General features: G+C 60.9%; 20 protein-coding genes and 3 pseudogenes. 10 read left to right on the top strand and 13 right to left on the bottom strand.

Annotation, left to right across the window (positions count from 1 at the left end):
- The first annotated feature begins 34 nt into the window (after positions 1-34).
- Positions 35-967, top strand: a complete 933-nt coding sequence (locus tag SM755_RS22205) for a bile acid:sodium symporter (protein ID WP_323174604.1) — start codon at positions 35-37, stop codon at positions 965-967.
- Positions 968-1,200: 233 nt separating this feature from the next.
- On the opposite strand, the gene SM755_RS22200 is transcribed toward SM755_RS22205, so the two are convergent.
- From SM755_RS22200 to SM755_RS22185, 4 genes are all read right to left on the bottom strand, one after another.
- Positions 1,201-1,623, bottom strand: coding sequence for a cupin domain-containing protein (locus SM755_RS22200; RefSeq protein ID WP_323174603.1), 423 nt, complete (start codon positions 1,621-1,623; stop codon positions 1,201-1,203).
- 128 nt (positions 1,624-1,751) lie between these two features.
- Positions 1,752-3,254 carry a tripartite tricarboxylate transporter permease gene (locus SM755_RS22195; protein WP_323174602.1) on the bottom strand — a complete coding sequence of 501 codons (1,503 nt, stop codon included), beginning with the start codon at positions 3,252-3,254 and terminating at the stop codon, positions 1,752-1,754.
- Entirely contained in the window at positions 3,255-3,830 is a 576-nt protein-coding gene (locus SM755_RS22190; RefSeq protein WP_369335280.1) for a hypothetical protein, read from the bottom strand.
- A 79-nt stretch (positions 3,831-3,909) separates the two neighbouring features.
- Entirely contained in the window at positions 3,910-4,914 is a 1,005-nt protein-coding gene (locus SM755_RS22185; protein ID WP_006667089.1) for a tripartite tricarboxylate transporter substrate binding protein, read from the bottom strand.
- 404 nt (positions 4,915-5,318) lie between these two features.
- Between SM755_RS22185 and SM755_RS22180 the strand changes: the two genes are divergently transcribed.
- From SM755_RS22180 to SM755_RS22170, 3 genes are all read left to right on the top strand, one after another.
- Positions 5,319-5,744 (top strand): universal stress protein, encoded by a 426-nt coding sequence (locus SM755_RS22180; RefSeq protein ID WP_323174600.1) that lies wholly within the window; start codon positions 5,319-5,321, stop codon positions 5,742-5,744.
- A gap of 180 nt (positions 5,745-5,924) precedes the next feature.
- Complete coding sequence (locus tag SM755_RS22175; RefSeq protein ID WP_323174599.1) at positions 5,925-6,710, top strand: enoyl-CoA hydratase/isomerase family protein; 786 nt, start codon at positions 5,925-5,927, stop codon at positions 6,708-6,710.
- Positions 6,711-6,712: 2 nt separating this feature from the next.
- Entirely contained in the window at positions 6,713-7,903 is a 1,191-nt protein-coding gene (locus SM755_RS22170; protein WP_323174598.1) for a CoA transferase, read from the top strand.
- Between the two features lie 177 nt (positions 7,904-8,080).
- Here SM755_RS22170 and SM755_RS22165 read toward each other — a convergent pair whose 3' ends face one another.
- The 3 genes from SM755_RS22165 to SM755_RS22155 all read right to left on the bottom strand — a co-directional run bounded on the left by SM755_RS22165 (position 8,081) and on the right by SM755_RS22155 (position 12,415).
- Complete coding sequence (locus SM755_RS22165; protein WP_323174645.1) at positions 8,081-9,727, bottom strand: thiamine pyrophosphate-requiring protein; 1,647 nt, start codon at positions 9,725-9,727, stop codon at positions 8,081-8,083.
- Positions 9,728-9,904: 177 nt separating this feature from the next.
- Positions 9,905-11,155 (bottom strand): CaiB/BaiF CoA-transferase family protein, encoded by a 1,251-nt coding sequence (locus SM755_RS22160; RefSeq protein WP_323174597.1) that lies wholly within the window; start codon positions 11,153-11,155, stop codon positions 9,905-9,907.
- A 42-nt stretch (positions 11,156-11,197) separates the two neighbouring features.
- Entirely contained in the window at positions 11,198-12,415 is a 1,218-nt protein-coding gene (locus SM755_RS22155; protein ID WP_323174596.1) for an MFS transporter, read from the bottom strand.
- Between the two features lie 652 nt (positions 12,416-13,067).
- On the opposite strand from SM755_RS22155, the gene SM755_RS22150 reads away from it, so the two are divergent.
- On the top strand, positions 13,068-13,850 hold the full coding sequence (locus tag SM755_RS22150) for an IclR family transcriptional regulator (protein ID WP_323174595.1): 783 nt from the start codon (positions 13,068-13,070) through the stop codon (positions 13,848-13,850).
- 32 nt (positions 13,851-13,882) lie between these two features.
- Here the strand turns inward: SM755_RS22150 and SM755_RS22145 are convergent, their stop codons facing one another.
- Together SM755_RS22145 and SM755_RS22140 are read right to left on the bottom strand one after the other, a co-directional pair.
- Positions 13,883-14,212, bottom strand: coding sequence for a hypothetical protein (locus SM755_RS22145; protein ID WP_323174594.1), 330 nt, complete (start codon positions 14,210-14,212; stop codon positions 13,883-13,885).
- Positions 14,209-15,393: a thiolase family protein gene (locus tag SM755_RS22140; RefSeq protein WP_323174593.1), complete on the bottom strand. Its 1,185-nt coding sequence runs from the start codon at positions 15,391-15,393 to the stop codon at positions 14,209-14,211. The genes SM755_RS22145 and SM755_RS22140 overlap by 4 nt, the downstream gene beginning before the upstream one ends.
- A 461-nt stretch (positions 15,394-15,854) precedes the next feature.
- Between SM755_RS22140 and SM755_RS22135 the strand changes: the two genes are divergently transcribed.
- The 4 genes and pseudogenes from SM755_RS22135 to SM755_RS22120 all read left to right on the top strand — a co-directional run bounded on the left by SM755_RS22135 (position 15,855) and on the right by SM755_RS22120 (position 19,989).
- Positions 15,855-16,622 (top strand): IclR family transcriptional regulator, encoded by a 768-nt coding sequence (locus SM755_RS22135; protein ID WP_006824127.1) that lies wholly within the window; start codon positions 15,855-15,857, stop codon positions 16,620-16,622.
- Positions 16,623-16,818: 196 nt separating this feature from the next.
- Positions 16,819-18,123, top strand: a complete 1,305-nt coding sequence (aceB, locus tag SM755_RS22130) for a malate synthase AceB (protein WP_323174592.1) — start codon at positions 16,819-16,821, stop codon at positions 18,121-18,123.
- A 154-nt stretch (positions 18,124-18,277) separates the two neighbouring features.
- Positions 18,278-18,926, top strand: a pseudogene (locus tag SM755_RS22125) (IS6 family transposase).
- A 184-nt stretch (positions 18,927-19,110) separates the two neighbouring features.
- Complete coding sequence (locus SM755_RS22120) at positions 19,111-19,989, top strand: DUF3267 domain-containing protein (protein WP_323174591.1); 879 nt, start codon at positions 19,111-19,113, stop codon at positions 19,987-19,989.
- A 158-nt stretch (positions 19,990-20,147) separates the two neighbouring features.
- On the opposite strand, the gene SM755_RS22115 is transcribed toward SM755_RS22120, so the two are convergent.
- Both SM755_RS22115 and SM755_RS22110 read right to left on the bottom strand, forming a co-directional pair.
- Positions 20,148-20,282, bottom strand: coding sequence for a hypothetical protein (locus SM755_RS22115; RefSeq protein WP_323174590.1), 135 nt, complete (start codon positions 20,280-20,282; stop codon positions 20,148-20,150).
- A gap of 417 nt (positions 20,283-20,699) precedes the next feature.
- A pseudogene (locus tag SM755_RS22110) lies at positions 20,700-21,118 on the bottom strand (DDE-type integrase/transposase/recombinase); the annotation flags it as partial.
- A gap of 88 nt (positions 21,119-21,206) precedes the next feature.
- Here SM755_RS22110 and SM755_RS22105 point away from each other — a divergent pair.
- A pseudogene (locus SM755_RS22105) lies at positions 21,207-22,025 on the top strand (IS5 family transposase).
- 223 nt (positions 22,026-22,248) lie between these two features.
- On the opposite strand, the gene SM755_RS22100 reads toward SM755_RS22105, so the two are convergent.
- Both SM755_RS22100 and SM755_RS22095 read right to left on the bottom strand, forming a co-directional pair.
- Complete coding sequence (locus SM755_RS22100; protein ID WP_323174589.1) at positions 22,249-23,442, bottom strand: MFS transporter; 1,194 nt, start codon at positions 23,440-23,442, stop codon at positions 22,249-22,251.
- Between the two features lie 509 nt (positions 23,443-23,951).
- Entirely contained in the window at positions 23,952-26,528 is a 2,577-nt protein-coding gene (locus tag SM755_RS22095) for an MMPL family transporter (RefSeq protein WP_323174588.1), read from the bottom strand.
- Positions 26,529-26,663 lie beyond the last annotated feature (135 nt).

Genomic DNA, 26,663 nt, shown 5'->3' with positions numbered 1-26,663 from the left:
ACGGCGTTCCGAGGGTCGAAACGTGACTACCCGGATGGCACTCCCCGATTTCGGCCGCCTGGCTGATCAAAAGAACATCATGGTCGTCCTCCTCTCGGCGACCGCCGGACTGCTGGTTCCCGGTCCCGAGCGGTACACGAGCGTGCTCCTGACGCCGCTGGTGATCTTCCTCGTGTACAGTTCCGTTCGCGGGCTCTCCCTCGGCGAGGTGAACCCGTACGCGGTCGGGGTGCCGGCCGCCCTCTCGCTCGGCCTCGGATACGTTTTGCTTCCGTTCGTCGGCGTTGCGCTCGCGAGCTTCGCGCTCTCGAACGCGGCGCTCACGGGGATCGCAATCACGCTCGCGGTCCCCACGACGGCGGGGAGCGCGATCGTCTGGACGCGGTTCTCCAGCGGTGACACACAGCTCGCTGCGATCGTTTCGATCGCGTCGATCCTCCTCGCACCGATCGCGACGCCGCTGTTACTTCTAGTCCTCGCCGGTCGGAACGGGGCCGTTCCGGTCCGATCGATTCTCACCGACGTCCTGCTCATCGTCGGCGTCGCCGTGGTACTCGCGAGGCTGGTTCCGGACGCTGCGCTCTCGGACCGAACGGCGGAGTACGGGTCCGGCGCTGCAATCGCGCTCATCATCTACACGGGCGTCGCCGGTGCCGATCCTGCGACCGTTCCCGTTCGCACTCTCCTCAACCTGGTCGTCATCTCGATCGCGATTCTCGGGCTCGGATCGGCGATGGCGTACGCCGCGGGGCGCTATTGCGACTTCGGTCGGCGGCGAATCCTCCCGATATTCTTCGCTGGCAGTTTCAAGAACCTCGGTATCGCCTTGCTCATCGCCGCCGAGTACGCGTCGGGGATCGCCGTCCTCGCGATCATCACCTACTACGTCATCGAACAGTTGACCGGGGCGGTGATTGCGGATTTCGCCCAGAGCCATCGCCCAATGGCACAGCTTCGATCATCCTGACTTCCCGATGCCGGCCCACGACACGTCGGCGAGAGACGGTCACGAGAGGCAGTTCGTCGCATACAGCACGATCTAGCGGAGACGGCTACAGCAGCACTGGGCTGTTGTGACAGATCTCGAGGGGGACGAGTCACCTCCGGATCGTTCGCACGGGTGGGGACGCGACGACGCGAAGCGGGACAATTCCGATCGGACGGCGACACCGTCGCGCTCGCGCCGTCCCGTCGTCCGATTCAGTCGCGCTCCGCTTCGGTCGCGTCGATTACGTCCGCCGCCGTTTCGAGCTGGCGAACCGGATACCGACCGTCCTGCGGCCAACCGATCGCAACGAGTTTGCACGGCTCGTCGAACGGATTGTACACGAGGTGTGCGCCCGCCGGCCCGTCTCGAAAGACGATGAACTCGTCTTCGGTCGCGGTGAAACCCTCCTCTCGCGTTTCGACGCGACACGCACCGGAGACGACGTAAAACAGCTCCTTCTGATTTTCGTGATAATGGAAGTGATTCTGTGAGAGACTCTCCTCCCGCTCGAGCACGGCCACGTTGAAATTGAACTCGTCGATACCCAGCGCCGGTGACACCTCCCATCGCCGTCCCGGTTTTTCCGGATTCGTCTCGAGGTCGTTCAGTGACGTGTGTTCCCAATCGTCTACCATACTACAATGGTCGGTGCCGTTCAGTTAGACCTTGTGATTGATCCGGTCCGGAACCGGGCCGTACGCCACGAACGCTTACGAGACGACGGTCGACGTGAGCGGAACGACGGGAAGGCGATGGAAAGAGTTCAGGTCCGGCTGACGGCTCGTTCGACGCGTCCCTTCACGAACGGACCGAACAGCACGACGAGAATCGCGACGGTGAGCAGAAACGAGAGCGGCTGGTTCACCGGATCGACGAAGATCGTGTACTCGCCGCCGGAGATCTGTAGCGACCGGAAGAAATTTTGCTCGGCGATGGGACCGAGAACGATACCGAGGACGAACGCGATGACCGAGTAGTTGTACCGGACCATGTAGAACCCGAGAAGGCCGAGCACGACGACGGCACCGACGTCCCACCAGTTCTGATTGAGCGTGTAGGCCCCCGCGAACGAGAGGACGATGACCATCGGGATGATGAGGTTCGTATCGATCTCCGTGATCTTGCTCGCGTATGGAATCACCGTCAGGCCGACGACGACGATAAGGATGTTGCTGAGGAACAGCGAGATGAACAGCGCGTACGTGATGTGGAGCTGTTCGCCGAAGAGGACGGGCCCCGGTTGGAGTCCGTGCATCAGGATACCGCCGAGCAGGACGGCCGTCGAACCGCTGCCCGGAATGCCGAACGACAGGGTCGGAATGAGCGAGCCGCTGACGGTCGGGTTGTTCGCCCCCTCGGGTGCGATGACGCCGCGGGGGTCCCCGTCGCCGAACGATCCGTCTGTGGCCGACGAGCGGGCCTCCTCCGCGTACGCGACGAACGTCGACGTCGTCGCGCCCGAGCCGGGGATCATCCCGATTCCCATTCCGATCAGTCCGGACTTGATCGTCGTCACCGGGTACTTGAACACCGTCTTCGCCCCTTCGCGAACACTGCCCGCGATATCGAGGTCGTCCTGAGAGATCTGCTTCTGTGCTGCGAGCTTCATCATCTCGGCGAACGCGAACATCCCGATCAGCGCCGCGACGAAGTCGATCCCGTTGTAGAGTCCGAACTGCCCGAACGTGTAGCGCGGACGCGGACTGAGGATCGCGGTGCCGATCGTCGAGATCATGAAACCGAGCGCACCGGCGACGAGCCCCTTGACGATCGATCCCTGCGTGACGATCGTGATGAGAGAGATGCCGAGGACGGCGAGGAGGAAGTACTCCGGCGACCCGAACGCGAGGACGATCTCGATAAGCAGCGGCGACAGGACGATCAGCGCTATCGCTGCGAGGAAGCCGTTCAGCGCCGACGCCGCCGTCGCAATCGCCAGCGCGTTCTTCGCCAGGCCGTTCTGTGCCATCGGATACCCGTCGAGCGTCGTCGCCGCGGCCGACTCCGTGCCCGGAGCGTTGAGCAGGATGGCGGCGATCGAGCCGCCGAACATCGCGCCGCTGTAGATCGCCACCAGAAGGATGATCGCGGCCGTCGTCTCGAGCGGCAGCGTAAGCGGGAGCACGATCGCCATCCCGACCGGCGAACCGATACCCGGGAGCGCTCCCAGGACGATGCCGAGCATCATTCCGACCGCGAGCCATCCGATCGTCGGCCAGCTCAGCGCGATCGACAGTCCTTCGAAGAAGGCGCTGACCGCCGCCATTTACACCCCACCCCCGGTGATCGGCTCGGCCAGCAGCGGCAGGAACGGACTGAAATCGAAGATGTGTCCCTGGTCGAACGGGAGGACGAGGTACGTCATGAAGAGGTAGATGACGAACGTCCCCAGGGCGGCGAGCAAGACGCTGGTAACGGGGTTGGTACGGAACCAGAGCGTATAGCCGAGGACGTAAATTGGCGTCGCGAAGAGGAAGCCGGCGGCCCACCCGCCCGCGAAGTACAGGATCGTCGTGACCACCATAAACGTCGTCTCGTCCACCCTGTAGCCGTACTCGGCTCCGAGCGTCTCCGCTTCGTACACCTCATCGGTCGTCTCCGATTCCTCGAGGTTCGCTTTACTTCCGGGGATGTCTGACTCGTCGGTGCTCGTAATCGAAATGCTCTCGGCGACGAACGTCCGGAGCGGCCCCGGAAGATAGTCCCGGAAGAGTAACAACAGCGAGCCGACGAAAACGATCGACGCGGTCAACTGAGGGAACACTCGAGCGTCGTCGGGGTAGTTACTCAAAATCGGCTCGACGATGAATAGCGCACTCACCCCGATCAGAACAACGAGCATGATCTGCTCCGCCGTTACGTTATTTTCGGTGTGTTTTGAACTCATAGCTATAATATAGCGGTTGCAGTACCACTCCGAACTAGGAGTGTTCGTCGACGAGACTGACGATGTCCAGGTCTTCGAACTCTTCGAAGGCGTCGTCGATGGCCGCGGTAGCGGCGTCGGGGCCCTCGAAGAAGATCGGGTTCCCAGTCTCCTCGGACCACTCCTCGTATCGCTCGTCCTGAGTGGCTTCTTCGATTCGATTTGCGAGTTCGTCGATGATGTTCTCGGACGTGTCCGGCGGCGCGTACAGGCCGCGATTGACGCCCGCGACGAAGTCCATGTTCGGGTACCCCTCGTCGGTGACCGACGGGATGTCGGGATACACGTCGGTCCCCTCGCTGAAGAACGTACAGATCGGGTACACTCCGCCGGAATCGACGTTGGGTCGCGTCCCGGCGTCGGTCCCGATCCCACAGGGCACCTCGCCGGAAGTCACCGCCTCAGCAATCGGCCCGGTGCCGGTGTACTGAACGCGGTTCTCCCACTGCCAGTCGTACTCGTCGGCGTACTCCGGTTCGTGTTTCGCCAGCAGCGTCATGATGTCCTGCGGGCTTCCCGGTTCCTGAATGCCGATGGAGTCCCACTCACCGGAGTTGTGCTTTTCTTTGACGTCGTCGAACGTCTCGACTTCCCCTTCGTACTCCTCGTTGACGATGAGACACCACGTCGAGCGACCGATGATGCCGAGCCCGTTCAGATCGCGCTGGTCGAACCCGGGATCCTCGAGCAGTTGCGGTGTTACCTCGAGCGGGACGGCGCTTCCCGAGATGGTGTGCCCATCGGGCTGGGATCCGTAGAGGTCGCCGAAGCCGTTGAGACCGCCACCGCCGGGCACGTTGTCGATCTGAATGTCTTGCCCCATGGCGTCGGTGAGCGGTTCGACGATGCCGCGTGCGTACACGTCGGTCCCACCGCCCTCGTCGTACGGAACGATGTATCGGATCGTCTCGGACGGCTCCCAATTTTCGTCGGCTTCGACACCCGGCCCGTCTTCTGTGAGACATCCTGCTAGCGATACGGCCGCCCCGGCGCCGGCCACTCGAAGGAACCGTCGCCTGGTCGATGTGCTTGCTGCTACCACCTGCTGTCGTTGCTTTCTCTCGGACATGCTTATCGAGCCACGAATCCTGGTATGTGTTATTTAACGCCGTGTGCCAGGTTCACAATACCATGATCAAAGAGTATAAACATAAAGATACCCCCTGGTTTCTCTCCATTTTGGGACGAATTTTATCCGGCGAGGCGTCCGGGCGGGATCGTCCGTCGGCCGCTGAAGCCGACCGCTAAACGCCAGCATTCGAACGACAGTCCCGTTCCGGCGTCATCGTCGAACTGGAGACACCCAGCGTTTCGACGGCTGCCCGATCTCAGCGGCGCGGTTTCCGCGGGTACTGCGATCGAACCCGAGTAAATTCTTTATGGACGGAGATGGAGAGTGTAGCTATGACTGTCATTGGAGCAGTCGATCGGTCCGATAGAGCGCCGAATATCGTCAGGCAAGCACACGAACTGGGCGAGGCGTTCGACGAGCCGGTCGAAATCGTTCACGTTCTCACCCGCGACGAGTTCGTCTCGCTGGAGCGGACGACCGTGAACGAAACGGGAGAGACGATCCCGACCGAAGACGTGGTGCAGATCGCGGCGGACATCGCAGCGGAAGCCATTGACCGGGCGAACGTCGACGCGACGCCCGTCGGCCTCATGGGCGATCCCGCGGACGAGATCGGCAGCTACGCCGACGAGGGGGCGAGCTATATCGTCGTCGCGGGACGGAAGCGCTCGCCGGTCGGAAAGGCGCTGTTCGGAAGCGTCGCCCAGTCGGTGCTGCTCAACGCGTCCGTCCCCGTCGTTTCGATCCGTACCGAGTGATCCGACGAGTCAACTCCCCGACCGCAGGAGCTGTCCCTAGCGGATCGTCCGTCAGTAGCGCGGCGTCGATTGTCGCGCTCGCGCCGCGACCGAACGAGCAACCAGCGGCTCGGTTCGATCGTGTGATTGGTATTGTAACACAAACTTTTTTGTCGTATTTCGCGGTATACGACGTGAGGTATGGTCAGCCATAGCGCCTACGAGAGTATCACTCTCGACATCGAAGACGGTATCGCGACGATCGAGTTTCACCGACCCGAGGTCCACAACGCCCTCAACAACGAGGTCATGCTCGATCTCAAACGCGCGTTCGACGAGATCCAACTAACCCGCACCATTGACGCCGTCGTGATCACGGGCGAGGGCGACGACGCGTTTTCCGCCGGCGCGGACATCGCGCAGTACGCCGGCCCGGCGTCGGAGCACGATCCGCTGCAGCGGGACCGGCAGGAACTGTTCTACGAAATGTATCAAAAGCCCTACGAGTGTCACGCTCCGGTCATCGCGAAGATAAACGGGTACTGCGTCGGCGGCGGGCTGATCTTCGCGATGTACTGCGACATCCGCATCGCGGTCGAGGACGCGCAGTTCGGCGTCCCGACCGCCAACATCGGACAGATCCCGACCGGCGGCTCGACGTGGCGAGCCGTCGAACTCGTCGGCGAGGCGAAAGCGAAAGAACTCGTGTACACGGCGGGGATGATCGACGCGGCCGAAGCGGAACGGATTGGACTGATCAACCGCGCCGTTCCGAGAGCGGAACTCGACGACACCGTCGCCGAGATCGTCGCCGGCATCCAGGGAACCGGCCGAAAGGCAGTGAAGAACTCGAAGCGGGCGCTCAACGACGCCTCCCGCGCCGAAACCCTCGAGGAAGCGCGCGAGCGAGAGGCTGAACTCTGGTGGGAACAGTTCGCCACCGACGAGCGTCGTGAGCTGGTCGACGAGTTCAACGAGGCGGAGTGACGATGGGCGACGGACCACTCGCCGACGTTTCGGTCGTGGAGATGACCGGCCACCGCGCGGGCCCCTTCTGCGGTGCGCTCCTCGCCGACATGGGTGCGGATGTCGTGAAGATCGAACGTCCCGGCGTCGGCGATCCCGCACGATCACAGGGGATCGGCCCTGATGGCAAGTCGGGTTACTTCATGGCGAACAACCGCAACAAGCGCTCGGTGACGCTCGATCTCAAATCGAGCGCCGGGCGGGAGGCGGCGCTGGAACTCCTCGCCGATGCGGACGTGTTCGTCGAAAACTTCGGCTACGGCGTCACCGACAAGCTCGGCATCGGGTACGACGACGTTCGCGAGCGGAACCCAAACATCGTCTACGCGAGCATCAAGGGGTACGGCGAAACCGGCCCGATGAAGGAGAAACCGGGGCTCGATCTCATCCTCCAGGCCGAAGGCGGACTCATGAGCGTGACCGGTCCCGAGGACGGGGCTCCCGTCAAGGTCGGCCAGGCGATCGGCGATCTCACGACCGGAATGTTCGCGGCGCTCGGCGTCCTCGCGCGACTGTACGAGCGCGAGCGGGCCGACGAGTTCACCGGGAAGTTCGACGTCGGGTTGTTCGATTCCATCGTGGCGCTGCTGAACGAGTACCTCACCGAGTACTCGATGGACGGCTCCGTGCCGGGGCCCCAGGGCGTGACCCACCAGACGCTCGTGCCCTACCAGCGATTCGAGACGGCCGACGGTGCGATCGTCACCGGGGTTCCGAGCGACGACCGGTGGGACGACTTCGTCGACCTGCTCGGACGCAAAGAACTCCGCGAGCACCCGACGAACGCGGTTCGTCGCGAGAACGCCGACCGGGTGGTCGGGATTATCCAGGCCGAACTCGAGTTGGAGACGACCGAGTTCTGGGTCGAACGGCTGACGAAAGCCGGCTTCCCCTGCGGACCGATCAACGACGTGGCCGACGTGGTCGAACACGACCAGACGGCGGCCCGCGACCTCGTCGTTCCCCACGAGGATCCCGACTGGGGCGAGTGCGTGCTGCCGGGCCACCCGATCAACTTCCCCGAGTACGATACCGTCGTCCGATCGCCGGCACCGCGGCTCGGCGAACACACCGACGCGGTGTTCGCGGATGTCGTAGACGATCAGACGACGCTGGAAGAGTGGACCGAAGACGGCGCGTTCGGCGAGAACTAACGCGGCTCTGCTTTTCGTTCGATCGGCCGGTCTCCGTCATGTTTGGATTCGCGGTTCACGATCCGCTGTTCGCAGGTTGCGATTCGATTCCGAGGTCGAAAACCGATCGGGTGATTCGCGACGCGAGTTCGCCGCCGAACCGATAGAAACCGCTCCCGACTCCGCTCGCTGTCTCCGTTACTCCTCGAGATCCGGCCGCGAGAGTTCGGTCTCCTTGGCCGTGATGAACTCGAGGAGCGCCGGCGTTCCGGCTTCGGTCTTCTCGATCGCCCGCTCGAGGGCCGGCGCGACCTCCTCCGGGTCCTCGACCCGCTCTGCGTAGCCGCCCAGGGCCGTCCCGACATCGGCGAAGTCGCCGGAGAAGGGCGTCTCGTACGACGCCATCTCGTAGTTGTTCAGGTGAATCGTCAGGATGGGGATCTCCTCTCGAACGGCCGTTTCGAAGTCCAGGCCGGTCATCCCGATCGCGCCGTCGCCCATGATATTGATGCAGAGCTTCTCCGGGTGGTAGATCTTCGCGCCGATCGCCAGGCCGAGCCCGTAGCCGAGCTGGGTGGTCTTCCCCCAGCCGATGTACGAGAGCGGCTCGGTCGACTCCCAGAACGGGGCGAGGAAGTCCCGCGGGTTCCCCGCGTCGTGCGTGATGATCGCGTCCTCGGCGTCGACGACGGTCGTCAACTCGTTGATGACCCGGTATGGGTTGATCGGTACCTCGTCCGCGGTCAGTTTCGACCGCCACTCGTCGAGCCACTTCTCGCGGACCGACTCGATCTCCGCGGCGACGTCGTCGAACCGACCGCGGGACTCCCCGTTAAGGCGTCGAGCGATCGCGTCGACCAGCGCTTCGAGGGTGAGTCCGGCGTCGCCGACGAGCGAGTACTCGGACTCGACATCCTTGTCGATGTCCGTCGGATCGAGCGTCGAGTGGACGACCGTCGTCCCGTCCGGGACGGTGATCCCGTACGCGGTGTCCGTAAAGCTACACCCGATCCCGAAGACGACGTCCGCTTCCCGGAGGAAGTGCGCGAGTTGGCCCGGTTCGCTCTTGCTCCCGGCACCGAGAGACAGGGGGTGGGTCTCCGGAAACGAACTCTTCCCGTTGAGGCTGGTCGCGACCGGCGCCTCGAGGGCCTCCGCCAGCTCCCGAAGGGCGTCCCACCCTTTCGCGTAGTGGACGCCCTGTCCGGCGTAGATAACCGGCCGCTCCGCCTCCAGGAGCACCTCGGCAATCTCCTCGACGCCGTCCGGATCGGGACCGCTTCGATTCGACGACGAGGGGTGATACTCGAGGTCACCGGGGACCTCCGCGTGGAAGACGTCCTTCGGGACCTCGACGACGGCCGGCCGCGGACGGCCGTTTCGCGCCGCGCTGAACGCGCGCCGCATGGTCTCGCCGACGGCCGCCGGACTGGTTAGCTGTTCGCAGGACTTGCTCACGTGCTGGTAGTTGACGCGAGAGTTGAACTTGGGATCGACGTCCGTCTTCGCTTCGTCGTATCCGGCCGGGATCGCGACGAGCGGTGCCGACTCGCCGTATGCCTGCGCGACGCCGCCGAACGAGTTCTCCGTTCCCGGGCCGTGCTGACACGCGAAGGCGACGAGTTCGTCACCGGAAGACAGTCGACCGATCGCGTCCGCCATGTGGACCGCGGTCCGTTCCTGCCTGGTGACGATGGTTCGGATACCGGCGTCCTCGGCCGCACCGGTGTCCAAGAGCGGGTTACTCGGGAAACCGAACAGGTACTCTACTCCTTCCGCTTTCAGGATCGTTGCGATTGCGTGAGTGACGTCCATGATCTTCTCTCCGGGTCGCGAATTACCTATTCTCTCTTCTGACCAGGATGATAAAGGTGCCGGTGAGATAGAATTTTCCTGTCAGAACTAGTATAAACGAAAAGGCGATCGGCCGTATCTGAATCGACGGATCGGACGAGGCTGAACTCGACGCTATCCGCCCGAGACCGCGGTACTATCGGCGGGCGCTGGTCGACCGGAGTCGGCTCATCCGGAGAAGATCCCTTTGTCGCGGAACTCCCTGATCTCGGATTGGGTGTACCCCAACTCTTCGATGACCGCTTCGGTATCTTCGCCGAGCATCGGCGGTGCGTCGTCGAATCCGCTCTCGGCCGCGGCGAAGTTCAGCGGATGTTCGAGGATCGGAATGTCGCCGGCCGCGGGGTGGGAAACCGAGTCGACGGCGGCCCGCGCGTCCACTTGTTCGTTTTCTAACGCCTCGGTGACGTCGTAGACGGGGCCAACCGGAAGTCCGGACCCCTCGGCCAGTCGTTCGACCCACTCCTCGGTGGGGCGCTCGGTGAACGTCTCGGATAGTTCTTCCTCGAGGGCCGCCATATTCTCGACGCGGTCGGCGTTCGTTTCGAATCGCGGGTCTGCGGCGAGTTCCGGACGCCCGATTGCTTCGCAGAGCTGTTTCCAGAGCTTCTGGTTCGCACAGGCGACGTTCAGGTACCCGTCCGCGGTCGGAAAGCTCTGGTAGGGTGCGATCACGGGGTCTTTCGTGCCCATCCGATTTGGCTCCTCACCGACGAAGGCCTTCGCGGCCTGTTTCGTGAGCCAGGGCAACGTCGCATCCAACATCCCGAGTTCGACGCGTTCGCCATCGCCGGTTCGGTTGCGTCGGTAGAGCGCGTTGACGATGCCGAACGCCGCCCACATCGCCGTGATCAGGTCCGTCTGTGGCAACCCGACTTTCACTGGATCACCGCCGTCGGGACCGGTTACACTCATGGTGCCGCTTATTCCCTGGATCAGCAGGTCGTACCCGGACCGGTCGCTCCACGGGCCCGACTCGCCGAACGCGGAGATCGAGCAGTAGACGAGTTCGGGGTGGTCGTCGCGGAGGTCGTCGTATCCGAGCCCGAGCCGGTCGGCCGTCCCCGGCCGGAAGTTCTCGACCACGACGTCGGCTTCGGCGATTAACTCCCGACAAATCTCCAACCCCTCGTCGGACTTCAAGTCGAGTTCGACGCTCCGCTTGTCGTAGTTCACCGTCCAGAAGTACGGGGACTCACCGTGTCGGGACGCCGACGTGCCCGGCCCGTCGTAGTCGTCGACCGCGACGAACGGCGGCCCGGAGTGGCGGCTATCGTCGCCCACCTCGGGGCGTTCGATCTTGATCACGTCCGCGCCCTGGTTCGCCAACATCAACGTCGCGAAGCCGCCGGTGACGAACGTTGTCAGGTCGACGACAGTAATGTCTTCGAGGATCGCGCTGCTATCACGAGCTGCCATACGAGAACCATACGGGAATCCGATATTAAAGTTTGGTGTTGGTTACCTACTGTCAGATGAAACGGTCAGGAGCGACAGGACGATCCCCGCGCCAACGAACGCGAGCACACCGAGCGTCGCGAGCAGCGCGGTCTCGCTCGCGTACGTGAGAAGGGAGCCGGCCAGCGCGGCACCGCCTGCGCCGAATCCGAACATTCCGAGGTAGGCGTAGCCGTACGAGAGCCCGTGGACGTCGGCCGCCGCGTACTCTGCGATCACGACCTGGTAGACCGGTGCGGTCGCGTACAGGAAGAATCCGAGCCCGATGCACACGAGCAAGAACGGCGCGAGTCCCCAACCGCTGGACGGAATGAAGACGAACGCCAGGATGCCGAGTGCAAGTAGGGTCCCGAAGAACGCGTACTCCGTCCGAACGTGGTCGGTGACTCGCCCGCCCGCGTACTGGCCGACGATACCGATCGTCAGTATCCCGGTGTAGATGTACTGTGCGGGTTCGACCGCTTGGCCGAGGACGACGTACGTGCCGAACTGCGGGAGATCGCCGATCATGTCCGGAAGGAAGGTCAGCAGTCCGCGGTAGTACACCCCGTAGATCATGATCGTGAGAAACGTGAGCAAAAAGCCGGTGCTGAACAGCAGTTTGGAGTCCGAGACGACCGATTCGAGAGTCGTCGGCGCGGTGCCGCCGTCCGTCGTCGATACGGCTGCGTCCTCGTCGAACTCGATCAGCGACCCCAGCGCGACGACGCCGATTGCAGGGACGGTAAGAAGGGCGACGACCGCCCGCCAGTCGAGAACGAGCAAGAGAAGCGCCGTGAGGAGCGGACCGAACGCCGTTCCGACGTTTCCGCCGACGCCGTGGTACGCGAACACCGTTCCGCGCTGGGTCGCCCCGCGACTGATGAGCGAGAGGCCGGCAGGGTGATAGACGCTCGCCGCAGTCCCCCAGACGATAATCGCCGCGGCGAGGACGACCACGTTCGGCGCGAGCGCGAGGAGGAAGAACCCACCGGCCATTCCGATCACGGACGCGACGATCAGTCGGCGCGAACCGTACGCGTCGGAGAGCACGCCGCTCGGGATCGCTCCGACGCCGATCAGTCCGTATCCGATACTGACGACGATCCCCAACACGAAAGCGGAGACGTCGAACGCGTCCAACCAGACCACGATGAAGATGGGAATACTCAGTTCGTACGTGTGGAAAATCCCGTGGGCGAGCATCGTAAAGCCCGTGATCGATCGATCGTTCTCATTCATGCCCGTCCACCTCGGGAGGCATGCGACGGCGCGCAAGTAGCATTACGACTAGGGAACCGGACGAACCACTTAATCGATTCCCCGACGACGACATCGGCGAGTATCGCACCACGGCCGTTCTATCCCGCATATGCGTACTCCCGGTGTGAACGGCTACAGCGCCATCATTCTCAGATATTCCCGGTGAAATGATGATTCGGGCCGGTACCTCTCAGTTCTCTCGGAGGCGGTACGTGGATAAAGAGCGTTCAACGGCTCCAATCCGAGTAATCGAAACCGAAAATACGACGATAACGCGCGAGTTCATTCGAAGCGGGGACGGCGCATCTCGCGAGGCGACGTCAGCGAGCCGTCCCGGCGAAATCGCGCGTCCGATCAGTGTGTCGCATAGCGGCCGCTGTTTCCGCTACGCTCGCAGCTCGCCGCCGGCCAACTCGTTACAATCGTATCATTGTAAACTCGATCGCCATCGGATGTATTCTTCCGGCGCGGAATGCGCGGCGTTGAGAGTGTATGCGATACGCCCGCATAGTCCAGTATCGACGGCTCGCACCGCTCGGACGAATCCTGTTTGCTCGGATTCGGCCGCTAACGGGTTCTGCGTCCCGGAACGTTCCCGGCCGTCGGATGATTTATTATCCATCGTGAGAGAATGCCACGCGTGCCAAACAAACCCAAATCCAGTGCGCGCACGACTGAAACGTCACTGGCGGTCGTCGACGCCATTCGCGACCTAGACGGCGCCACGATGAACGAATTATCCGAGTATATCGGACTCGCCCCGAGTACCATTCACCGTCATCTGGTCACCCTTCGGGAACACAAGTACGTAACGCAAGAAGACGGGATCTATCGGATCGGGTTCCAATTTCTGACGGTCGGCGGGTACGCCCAGCGAAAGACAACCGCGTATCCCATGATCAAGGAAAAAGTGGATTCGCTGGCCGCCGAAACCGGTGAACGCGCCCAGTTCATCGTCGAGGAGCACGGCGAGCGCGTGTACCTGTACACGGAGGTCGGCCAGAGCGCGGTACAGACCGGTGCACACATCGGCAAGCGGGGCGTGCTCCACACGAGCGCCGCGGGGAAAGCCATCCTCGCGAATATGTCGCGAGAGCGCTTCGACGAGACCATCGCGACCCGCGGGCTCGAGCAAGGGAGCGAGAACACGATCACGACCCGAGAGGAGTTAGCGGACGAGTGCGAACGCATCCGCGAGCGAGGGTACGCCTTCAATCGGCAGGAGACGACCGACGGCGTCCACGCCGTCGGCGCGGCCGTGACGGACTCGGACGGTGAGGTGATCGGTGCGCTGAGCGTCTCCGGACCCGCCCACCGCGTGAAGGGGGCCCGATTAACGGAGGAACTACCGGAGCGCGTCCTCAGTGCCGTCAACGAACTGGAACTCTACATCGAGCACTCGGTCCACACGTAATCTCTCCCGGGTGTGCATCGGGTGACGTGTCGTCATCGGCGGTCGTTCACCGCAGCCGGGACGAGCGTCATCGTCGAATCCGCACCGTCTCGAGACGTCCCCTCCGCTATCGCGACGGTATCACCTGCCTTGAGCGCACCGTCGAACTGCGCGATAACGCTCGCACCGCCCTCGAACGATGCGAGACCGAGTCGATTCGGCTCGCTGACGTCGTCAGGCGTAACGTGGACTGCGGTGACCGCCTGCAGCGTCCCGACGCCGGGATCGCGATCGCGGAACGTCTCGGCCCCGCAGTCGGCACACCGGCGCTTTTCGTAGAACGTTCGCCCGCCGCAATCGGCACACTCCAGTACTCGACTCACGCGTTCGCCCCCACGACCGTACAGACGCTGTTGTTCCCGAAGCCGGCAACGTTGATCGCGAGCCCGTACTCGGGTGACCCGGTCGATCGCTCGTCCGGAACGTCGCCCCTGAGCTGCCAGACGAGTTCGACGAGCTGGGCGATGCCGGTCGCTCCGAGCGGGTGCCCGCGAGCCTTCAGCCCGCCGCCGGGATTGACCGCCAGGTCGCCGTCGATCGCCGTTCGTCCGTCGCGGGTGAGCGTCCACGCCGTGCCGCGCTCGGTGAACCCGAGTTCCTCGAGTTCCAGCCACTCGAGAATCGTGAACGCGTCGTGGATACACGCGACATCGACGTCTTCCGGATCGATTCGCGCCATCTCGTAGGCCGCTCGGCCGGCCGCGTGTGCGCTTTCGATGTGAAGCGGATCGCGGCGATCCGCGATCGCGTGGACGCCGACCGCGCTTTCGCAGGCCTCGACGGTGACGGATGCCGCGTCCGCGGTAACCACGATTGCCGCGGCACCGTCCGAGGTCGGACAGCAATCGTACAGGCGAAGCGGCGTCGCGACCGCGGACGACTCGAGCACGTCGTCGACCGTGATCGGCGTTCGGAACTGCGCGTACGAATTGTTCGCCGCGTTCGCGTGATTCTTGACGGCGACGCGCGCGAGATCTCGTCGGTCGGCGTCGTACTCGGCGAGGTATCGATCGGCCGCAAGACCGGCGAACGATGGGAGCGTAACCCCCTGCTGGTACTCCCGCTCGTGAGTAATGCGACTGATGATCTCGGTCGCGGTCGCCGTATCGGCCGCGGACATCTTCTCGCCGCCGACCGCGAGCGCGACCGCCGATCCGCCGGAGCGAACGGCGTCGACCGCGTCGCGGAACGCGCTCGCACCGCTGGCGCTCGTGTTTTCGATGCGCCGCGCCGACGCCAGGTTCGCGCCCAGGCTGGCGGTCAGCGCGTTCGCGAGCCCGGACCGATTGTTGAACGCTTCCGCGGCCATGTTCCCGACGTGGACCGAATCGATCTCGGTCGCATCGACGGCCGCGTCCCGGAGGGCGCGCTCCGCGGCCGTTTCCAACAGTGCGAGGAGCGATCGGTCGTCCGCGGCGTCGAACGCGGTCATTCCGACGCCGGGGAGGCCGAAGCCGACCGGTGATGCGTCTGTGTCGCCGGCTGCGAACTCTTGCGGTATCATCACACAGGTATTGATGACAAACCACACAAGCATATAGGTACCGCCCGGGCGGCTGACGAAACGACCGGATCGGGAGTCGACCGTCGATCATCGTCGTCCGACGAGATCGATACGCAAGTGAAGACGAGCCAATAGCGCGACACGTGAAACCGGAACGCAGCGCCGGGATTCGAACCCCCGCCAGCGATCTCGGACGTAAGTGACACGGGTTGAGTCTCGTCGGCGTCACCAGCGAGAGACTGGGTATGAGTAGCGACCGATGGACAAACTCAGCGCTAGTCGTTCTCCATATCAGAATGAATTCCATCTTCGCCACCGCAATTGAGACCATTTCGTCCGGGGGCCGCAACGGGGCGTTGGTTTTGTCCCGCCACGCCGCCCATCCCGAGAACCGTTCCGAGACGGGATCTGTTTTCTATGATAGAACAATATTTATGGATTCAGATATACTGGGAGGATGTATGGGAGACAGGGCCAAACACCCGGTTCGAACGACCGAGAAATCGCTGGAAATCGTCGCGACACTCAACCGGCTCGAGAAAGCGCGGGTAACGACGCTGGCAGATGAACTCGCGATGGGAAAAAGCGCCGTCCACAACCACCTCAGTACGCTCGAAGAACACGGATACGTGATCAAAGACGAGAACACCAAAACCTACCGTCTCAGTCTCAAATTCCTCGATATCGGCGGCCAGATCCGCAGCGAGATCGACGTCTACAAAGTCGCCGAACCGAAGGTCGAGGAGTTGGCAACGGAGTCCGGTGAACTGGTCCATCTCGTCGTCGAGGAAGACGGAATGGGCGTCTATCTCTCCCGATCGAAAGGCGAGCGAGCGGTTGATCTGGACACGTACGTCGGCTGCAAACACCACATGCACAGCACCGCGTTCGGAAAAGCGATCCTCGCGCACCTCCCGCGGGAGCGCGTCGATGAAATCGTCGATCAGCACGGCCTTCCGGAAGTGACGCCCCGGACGATCACGTCCCGCGACGAACTCGTCGAGGAATTAGAACGAACCCGGGACCGCGGCTTCGCGGTCGACGACGAGGAGCGCCTCGAAGGCCTGCGCTGTATCGCCGCGCCGATCCGGTTCGACTCGGACATCATCGGAGCGATCAGCATCTCGGGACCGACCGCACGAATCGACGATACTTGGGAGAACAACGAGTTCGTCGATCAACTCTGTCGGGCGGCGAACGTGATCGAACTCAACAAGTACAAGGTCTGAGTATGTGGCCGCGGTGATTGTTCGCGGTCTACTGTCGCGTTTTCGTATTCAGAATTTCGATGCTCGGTACCGTCTGCTCACGGCGACGTGCCAGAGCCGACTAGCCGAACCGCACCAGTTCGGTCCGTTTCGCCCGACCGTCGTCGGATCCACCAAACGACTTTAATATTAGAACACACTATTGGGAACCGTACCCATGAGTCTCGAACGGCGGCACGACCGGGAGTTTGTGAGGACTTTCTTTACCTCTCCGACGGCGGTGGAAGGAGAAGACGATTCCGCGAAGATGATTCGGCGAGCGGCCCAGCTCCGCGGCATGCAGGCACCCGACGTCTGGGTGCCGGACAACGAGGACGCGACCGCACCCTCGATGCGCGACGAAGGGGCCGAGAACATCATCAGCGTGATTTCCGAGCACGGCGCCGAGTTCCCTGGCGAGATCCACCCGCGTATCGTCTGGCACCGGGACAGTCCCGCAACCCGGTATCAGTGCTTCGAGCACCTCCTCGAGATCGCCGACCCCGAAAGGGATGCGATCGAGCACATCGACGGCTTCGTCATCCCCGAAGTCGGCGACATCGACGACTGGAAGAAGGCCGACGAGTTCATCACCATCGTCGAAACCGAGCACGGCCTCGCGGAAGGCAGTCTGGCCATGTCGGTCATTGTCGAGAGCGCCGAGGCCGAACTCGCGCTCGCCGACCTCCGCGAGGAGATGGGCAAGCCGTCGAACAACCTCGAACGGCTGTTCCTCCTCGTCGACGGTGAGGTCGACTACACCAAGGACATGCGCGCGATTACCCCCACCGGCGGGCTGCCGCCGTGGGAGGAACTCCGCCACAACACGTCCCGCGGCGCGAGCGCCGCCGGCCTCATCGCGATCGACGGCCCCTACGACGACATCCGCGACATCGAGGGCTACCACGAACGCATGACCGACAACCAAGCGAAGGGGATGCTCGGCATCTGGTCGCTGACGCCCGGCCAGGTCAAAGAGGCGAACGAATCGCCGCTACCGCCGAAGACCGGCAGCTGGCTCCTCGACGTGAACGGCCGCGAGGTCGAACTCGATGCGGAAGACGGTCGGTACGTCTACGACGGCGATGACGTAACCCTCGAAACGACCGGTGACGATCGGTACCGGCTCCTGGTCGGCGGCGACGAGCGCGAACTCGACGCCGACGACCTGACCGAGGAACTACTCGATCTCACGTCCTACATCCCGAGTCTGAACGATATCGTCGACTCGATGGAGGAGTTCGAAGCGGCCAAGGAAGCCGGGAAGGGTGCCATCGCCATGGAGCGATCGGCAACCCTGCTCGTCGACGGCGTCGAGGTCGAAATCAGCAACGATCGAATGTGGGACGAGGCGACGTATCAGGCAGCCCAGACGCCTATCACCCTGTTCCAAGACGTCTACGAGAACCGTCCCGACCAGCACGAAGAACTCGAGGAACTCTACGGCGAGGACGTCGTCGATCGGGCGATGGTCGTCGGATAAGAGAGGGACGCAAAGACACTCGTCACTAACGAGCAGCCAGTGTTCCTGACCAGACAAACAGCGGACAAGTATAAGGCTGTCAAGGATACCACAGACGGCACTGTCTAGGTGAGCCAGTTTGAGAAGTGAGCAGGTCGAAACGTTGAGTTGGGTAATGCTCGCAGGCCTGCTCAGCGGGAACCATATGAGGCGGATTGAGAAGAATCGTGGGAGAACGTGCGGACGGCGACGCCCGTCAGGGCGTTCGCTTTAGGAGACAACAACGACTCTCGCTGAATTGGGCGTTGGGCGCTCCTACGGAGCGGTTTGGAACTGGGTTCATCGGTTAGCTGACAGCGGACACGACCCGCCCACGGCTACCCCGTCATGAGTCGCTATCGACGAAACCGCTGTCAAGATTAACGCCGAGTGGTCTTGGCTGTATACTGCAATAGACATCGAGACCAGGCTGATTCTCGATGTTGCGTTATTAGTCGACATGACACTAATCCGGCGGCTGCGTTTCTACAGAAACTCCGCGAGAAACACGACCTCTCCGAGTCTGAGTTTCTCGTTGATCAATTTGGCTATCGGCCTGCACCCTCCCGAGTAGGACTGTGTGATCGGGTCAACTATACCGACCGAAACCCTATTAAAGCGGTTTTACACCCTCAAAATGCGAATCAACCGCTTCTATAATTCATGGGTAGGCAGTCGGTCAAGCGCACGTAATTGAGTTGAATAGTTTATACATTACTATAATCGACAGAGACCACATCAATCGCTCGATGGGAAAAACGCCAGCAGAGGAGGTGCAGAACTAGACAGTGCCTCGATGGGAGATCTATCACGACAGCGATGAATACGCATCGATCGTACACGTTCCTCGTCGATGGGAGGTCACTCGACACCGACCCGTGACTCGAAAATCAATGTAAACCCACAGGGGAAGGGATTCATCCGCCCGGCAGTGATAATGGCTATACGCAGGGCCGACATACTCGAGTCATGTCTCCTCCAGAAGACAGCACGCCTTGGACGGAATTTACGCTCACTCGACGGATTATCCGCAAGTGGACCCTCCTGGGAACGGCCATGGCCATCGTCTCCGCGATCGCCTTCACCGCCGTTTACGGGCTGGGGACGGGCCAGGCGACCATCGAGATTGAACTCGAGAGCGGAATGGACGCGCTCGTCGGGTTCGGCCTGTTCGTCGGTTCGACCGGCGGCGTCATCGTCCTCCACGAAGCGATCCACGCTGCGATGATTCGCTACTACGGAGGAGACGTGTCCTACGGCGTCGGAGTCGCCGGATTCGTCCTCCCGTACGCGTACGTGACGTCGACACAGCGGTTCACGCGCGGCCAGTTTGTGGCTGTCGCGCTCGCGCCACTCGTCGTTATCACCCTCGCGGGACTCCCGCTGGCGATCGTCCTCGAGGCGCCCGTGCTCGTCCTCGTGCTCGCGTTGAACGCTGGCGGTGCGGTCGGCGACGTATGGATGGTTGCCGTCCTCCGCCGGTACCCGTCCCACGTGGTCGTCGAAGACTCGAAGACCGGCCTGCGAGTCTACGGGGCGGCGGACGACTCACACCCGCGGGCGCGGATCGGCGGCTTCCTTCGACAGGTCGCACTTGGGTCAACTATCGGCTTCGGGATCCTCATCATCTTCGGAGCATCCCTCACAATTGTACTCCCGATCCTCGGTACTGGGTCGTTCACGCTCGGTGTTCCGGACACTGCGTGGAGCCTCTTCGAATTCGAGAGCAACGCCGATGGATTCGACGCGAGCGTCAACGCCGCGGGCTTCGTTGCGGTCAGCCTGTTACTCGGCGTCGGATATGCCGTCGCGGCACCGTCTCGGATACTGGAACGCAAGTCTACCTGACCCGCTTGCCTGCTATAGACCCGTTGGAGGACGTCGTGGCTACGTACCAGTTTTATGCATGCGGTTCACGAACGGTCGACCATGACCGCCGACGATATTGACGGGGCAGTCACCGCGGTTGTGATAGTGGCCTGTCTGGCGGGGGATCGGAATGCTCGCTACCGGCCGTGGTCGGACTCGCTCTCCTCGCCATCGGGATGCTCGGGTTTGTGTACCTCGACCTCGAAGCCGAGCAGGGCGGTCGATGGCTTTGACCGAGTGACAGCAGTGAGAACGATCACGGTAGCGTGCAAGCGGAGTCGACTCCATCTGTGAGAAGATTCTTCTACGTTTAGACGGTATTGCCTGGATAAGTGGTTCTGACAGAGGACGACGTTTCAGTATCTATTGAAACCTCACTGATGAGATCCGAAATCGTCTCTTCTCGTGAAAAGTTTTCTGGAGCCCAACTGTTCACTGTTCGTGGAACAGCATGTCTCTGTGTCAGATCTTAGATAGTGGTTTCAAGTCTACACTGTCACTTCATTGTCTCTCAACCTTGCGATCTTCTTTCTCTGAACAGTGCCATAGCAGCAAGGTCGATCGGACTGAGCGAGAGGAATGATGAAACAATAACTAAACTTATAAATTCAGTTATAGTATGACTGAAGAACGGTCTAGTTTAGTACCTCGTCAATCGGCGTTGTTCCATCAAGCGATTGATGCGGTTTCTAGTAATCGCAGTAATGCATAAAGTTCCCAAGTCACTTGCGTACGCTCGACCGACTTCCAACCCACAGATTGTGGAAACGATCAATACCACCTTGAGGATCTGATACTACTTTTCGATGAGGTTCTAGTCGGTATAATTGCCCCAGCTGTTCAATCCTAATCGAGTGAGTGCAGCCCGATCGTCGAATTAATAGACGAGAAACACGGCGTCCAAGAGATCGGTTTCTCGCGGAGTCCGTGCAGGAGCCCAGTTGCCGGATCAGAGCTATACCGACCAAGCAACTGATGTCGGGAATTAACTTGGTGTCGAATTCTATTGCATAAGGCAATCAAGACCACTCACGTTGATCTTGATACCGGTCTCGTCAACGGCGACTCGTGACAGAGAAGCCGTCGGCGCGTCGCCAATACTATTAGATGCCAACATTCGGCTGTGTTGAATCACTAGACGGCGTCGGGGAAGGTCAGTAAATCAAAGGAGTTGAAGTAGGGAGACTTCGGTGTCCATGACGAAAATCTCCCGCTTCACCGAGCGTTGTGTCTCAATTGCTCAAAGTGTTACGGGTGAACGAGGCGAATCCGCCGCCCCAAGCGGTGGCGGCGGATTCGCCGACTATGCCCTTGTTTCGCTGCATTGTCTCCGGATTTACCTCGACACATCCTATTGAATGACGATCGATCTGCTGAAGGAAATGCCGCAAATAACAGGGGAGATCGGCCTTGATGCGGCCGATCTCCTCGCACCATCCACGCTGTGTAAGGCGTTTGATCGGATCGAAATGAGTGTCTGTCGAGTGCTGCTGCGCCAGTCGGCGCAGCTGCACGATCTCTCTGAGCACGCTGCGATCGATGCAACGTTCTATGAACGAGATCGTGCTAGCCGCCATTACTGCCACCGAACGAATTACCGGTTTCAGGCGCTCAAAGTGACAAAACTCGTCGATACAGCAACCCAAGCTGTGTTCGACCTTCACTGCTCGACGACGTTAGACGGCAGTGACGCTGACCTCTGTGAGCAGATCGCCCGTCGGAACGCGGGCGATCTGCGGTCTCTGGCCGCTGATAAGGGCTCTGACAAGCAACAACTCCGCGAACTCGACATTCGCCCGCTAATCAAACATCGGATCTTCGCACCATACGATCACGCTCACAATGCCCGCATTGACGAAGATCGGTACGCTCAGCGATCAATGACTGAAACCATCAACTCAACCGTCAAGCGCTCGCACGGCGTAGCCGAGCGAGCGCGAACCTGGTTTCGAGAGTTCCGTAAAATTGCTCTGATGTGTGTCGTCTACAACATCAACCGTGCCATCAAACAGTGAAATCCACCGCCTTACAGCGATTCAACAGAGCCGTTAACTATTATGGCCATTTTCGCTCTGTCACCTCTAGTCTCCCCGACGCCGCAATGGGGAAACAACGGAAACGCGGGGGTTGTGATCGCCTCAGTCTCCTCGTCTACCAACCTTCGGTTACGACAAAAACGGAGGGGAGGTGTCTTCCCCTCCAAGTTTCACTCATTATGAGTATGCGAAGTTGAATGGATCACACGCTCTCTGAAAGCGTGAGAAAGCCGAAAATAGAGACACCGAGCGCGAGGGCAGCGATACCGGCGATGAAGAGCGTATTGGTGTAACCGACAGTTGAGGCGACAGCAACGAACACTGGTGGGCCGAGAGTCGTTCCAAACTGAAGAACGCTCGTTCGGATACTCATAATTCCGCCACGAAACGCATCGGGCGCGAGAGTGTTCAGTGCTGTATCAGTAATTGGCTCCGCAAATCCTTGTCCGATACCGAACAGAAACAGTGCGCTGGCAAGGACGATAATTGAGGGTGCGAGTGCGGCAAGCGTCATCCCGATACCGTAGGTCACAAACCCGAGTGTGATGAGTCGCGGGGGTGAGAGATGACGAATGAGACGGGACGACTGTGAAGACGTCATCCCCATCGTCACCGCCGGGAGGCCGAGCAACAGCCCGATCGTTCCGGAGGAAAGACCGTAGGATTCATCGAGAATGAACGGGATGACCGTGAGCTGTGCGCCATAGAGAATAAAGAAAATGCCGAAAATAGCGATATACAACCCGAGAGCAGCCCGTGTTGGCACCGATTGCGCTGCATTAGCGACATACGAGAGTCCGGACGAGTTCACGTTACTCTCGGGTTCAGGGAGGACCGCAGAGCCGGCGACGGCAACGATGATACCGAGTGCGAAACAGACGAACGGCGCGGCCCACGAGAGCAGTGCAAGGCCGCCACCCAGTAGGGGATAGCCAGCTGCGCCGATGGCGAGGATCGCTGCGTTCAGTCCGATGAGACGACTTCGTTGTTCTCCCGAAAACAGGTCACCGAGCAACGTCACGGTGAGACTCATGATGGCACTGCCGGCAGTTCCCTGCACAACGCGGAGACCGAGAAGCGTCGTGAATCCGTCGACAAACACGACTGCAATGCCACTCACGCCAAACAAGAATAGCGAAGGGACGAGCACGCGCTTGCGACCAACGCGATCGGCGATGAGTCCGACGAACGGCGTGAGAACGATGCCAGGCAAGGTAAATGCCGAGATGAGGAGACTCGCTTGACTCGCCGAGATGTCCCATGCCGCCTGAATCGTCGGCAATGCTGGGCTGATGAGGGAGACGCCCATTACACTCACGAGCGTACTCGCAAAGATGATGAGGACTGTTTGTGATCGCTGGATGTCTGCAAGTGGGTTAGATAGCTGTATGTTCATGGATGTTGTCGATTGAAATTCGCTTGCCGAACTGCATCGAATAGCGCTGCGTACAACAGTGGGATGCCGAACGAAATCCCACTGAGACACCGGTCAGCATTGTTAGGTCCACAACCAGCGTATGAACGGACTGACAGAAACCGTGTGCTAACCTAATTGCATACTCGCGCTACCGTCTGTTGCTCTAAAATTAGTCATGCTAGGCTTCAAGCTTACGCACTCGTCTCCGTAGTGGAGGAGACCGTTCACATTGGCTTCGAATACCTCCAAGCTATCGAAGTTCCAGATGGTGAGTTCGCCGTTTTCGGTCATCTCTTCGGTGAGGGTCCTGAAACGATGTGCACCGCAGAGTTGGCGGAACTATTGTGCGTGTGCACGTCGTCGTGGCTTGGGGTGATCAAACGTCGCTCGGCTGTACCTGAACAGTTGCGATTTGGAGATGCTCGGGACGTCAGGCTGGGATACAACAAATAATTGACGGCACTTTGGTGGCTATATTGAGGCTGTTTTCAACGTACGTATCGTTCTCGAACAACGAGCAAACTGGGTAACACTGTCACACAGCTAACGAACGCAAAGATGATACTCAACCCAGTAACGAGGCCGAATCGGTGGAGTGGTGGGGAGAGCGCGAGTGCCAGGACGCCAAAGCCCGCTGCCGTCGTCGCCGCACTACCCAACAATGCACCGCCAGTCCCAGTGACTGCCGCCACCAGTGACTCATCAAGCGACTCTCGGCGCTCGCGCTCGTCGACGAATCGTTCACAGAGGTGAATGCTGTAGTCGACGCCAAGCCCGATCGCCAAACTAGTAATGACAACGGTCTCACTGTTGAACGGGATGTCGAGCAGTGCCATCGTGCCGAGTAACCACGCGAGTGCGAGAAGGACAGGAATAAGCACTACGACCGCGAGCCCCGGCGCACGGTACCGCCACCAGTACAGTCCAAGGAGGAACGTCAGGATGACACCCAGCGTCACGGCGAATCCTTCGACGAGCGTCTCGAACAGGGCGCTCTGGGCGACAGCAGTGATGATCGGCCCGCCTGTCGCAACAGCTGTTACCGGTGCATCCGCTTCGATACCGGTAGCGACCTGTCGCACGTCGCTGGCAATCGATTGGGCAGCCGCGTCGGTCTCAACACCGACGGTCAATTTGGCTGTCGCATACGACCCATTCTCGGTTTGATAGAGCACGGTTGATGCCCGATCAGGAGCGACATCGTACACGAGGTCGTAGACTTGCGCGATATCTTCGTCCGGGAGACCGTCACCATCCACGTCTCGCGCATCGATCGCGGCGGCGACAGTCTCATTTTCGGACGCTACTGAACGGAGAACAGTCGCCGGACTCTCGACGGTGGGCGTGCCGTCCGACTGCATGGCGATCGTTCCATTTTGACTCGTATATTGAGACGTATCGTCGGTCGCAGTGAGCACCGCTGGCGTGGTCACATTCCCGCGTATTAGTATCTGAGCGTCCGACCCTTGTCCGCGTTGTCGGAAGTTATCGCTCAGGTATTCGAGATTCTCTCGGACGTTGTATTCGGCTGGGGCGAACGGTTCCGGAAGCGACTCCATCCATCCTGGGGCGTCCTCCGGAAGGAAGTCCGCCTGGTTGAACTCCGTATCTAGGCTGGTCGCACCGTAGGCACCTACCGAAGCTACCAACAGTGAGACGACGAGAACGGCGATCGGTATCCGTCGTGAGAGGGTCGCAGTGCCCGAGAGCACACGACGAATCGGCCCTGAGCTGACTCCGAACGCTGACTTCTGGCGGTCACGGCCAAGTCGAGAGAGGAGCCGTTCGACTTCGAGTTTGACGGCTGGGACGAGTGCCGCAAAGACGACGAACATCGCGACGATTCCGGCGGCGCTCAGGAGTGCGAAATCCTGTATTGACGCGAGCGGGCTGACATAGTTCGAGAAGAAGCCAATTCCGGTCGTGAACGCAGCGGCGGCCAGCGAAACGACGATACCGGCGATCCCCGCCCACATTGCAGTGGTCGGATTTCGCTGGGCATCCGACTCAGTATCGGTGCCGAGATCCTCCGTTCGCGCCTCGCGATAGCGCATGACGACGTGGAGAGAGTAGTCGATACTCAGGCCGATGAGTAGGAATGGAACGGCGATGAGTATCGAACTGGACGGAACCCCGAGCCATCCCTGGATACCCTGGAGCCACACCATCACCACGCCGATACCGAACATACTGATGAGTACGTCGACCACATCGCGGTACGCAATACTGAGAACGGCGAGCAGGAGGGCGAGTGCGACGGGAGTGATGATGAGGAAGCTGTCGCCGATGGCCTGCGAAGACGCCTCGTCGATGATGCCCTGCCCGAAGACGAACGCATCGTCGAAGCGCTCGTCGACCAGTGAGGCGATAGCCACTTGCGCATCGTACGCCTCCTGGGGCGTTTCGCTAGCACCGCCACTTTCATCGGATTGGAACACAAGGGTCAGTCTCGCGTCGGCGCTCGTTGCCCCGGGTTCGTAGTCCGACGGCAGGAACGGAGTCGGGTCACGGTCAGGTGCGGTTGAACCCGGATCGAGTACTCGCGCGAGTAGTGCCTCAACCTCCTCGTCCGAGCGCGACTCGAGCACCTCGATCTGTTGGTCGAGTGTCGGCGCTGGTGGCTGTCCGTTCCGACTGGCGGCTGTGTCGTGTGTCCCGTTCTCTGCCGTTTGGGTTTCGACGTATGCCGTCGTCGCCACGATATTCTCGAGACCGAGGAGACCCGACTCCGCTTGGAGCGTCGTATTGATGGATTCGGTCTCACGTATTTCCTGCTGGAGTCGGAGGCTCTGCAGTAATGACTCGCGAGTAAGAACATCTCCATCCGCGTCTTTGACGACGATCTGTGTAACTACCGCATCATCCGTTTCATACGTTGATTCAATTTCTTCAAGCGCTGCCTGTTCTTCGGAATCGATACCTGCCCGACCGATCTCGCCGTCCTCACTGGTGCCGACCACCGCGCCAGCGCCGACGATTGCCGTGAGGACGAGTAGCAGGACGATTATAAGCTTGCTCCGCGAGATGAGCGCGTCCGCGTATCGAGACGGTAAATTCCGTTTCATTGGTCACCGTCGCCGCTTCGTATTCGCATGGGCTGTGGTACCGATGTGGGTCGACGGTTTGGTGGATCGGAATCGCTCATTGATACACTCTCTGTGCGTGCCTCTTAAGGAACGATGGAGGCCTCCCACAACGTG

Origin of the sequence: Natrialba sp. PRR66, assembly GCF_034808065.1 — an archaeon.
Taxonomy (GTDB): Archaea; Halobacteriota; Halobacteria; order Halobacteriales; family Natrialbaceae; genus Natrialba; species Natrialba aegyptia.
Note: the sequence above shows the minus strand (reverse complement) of the source record. Positions and strands in the feature narration are given on the sequence as shown.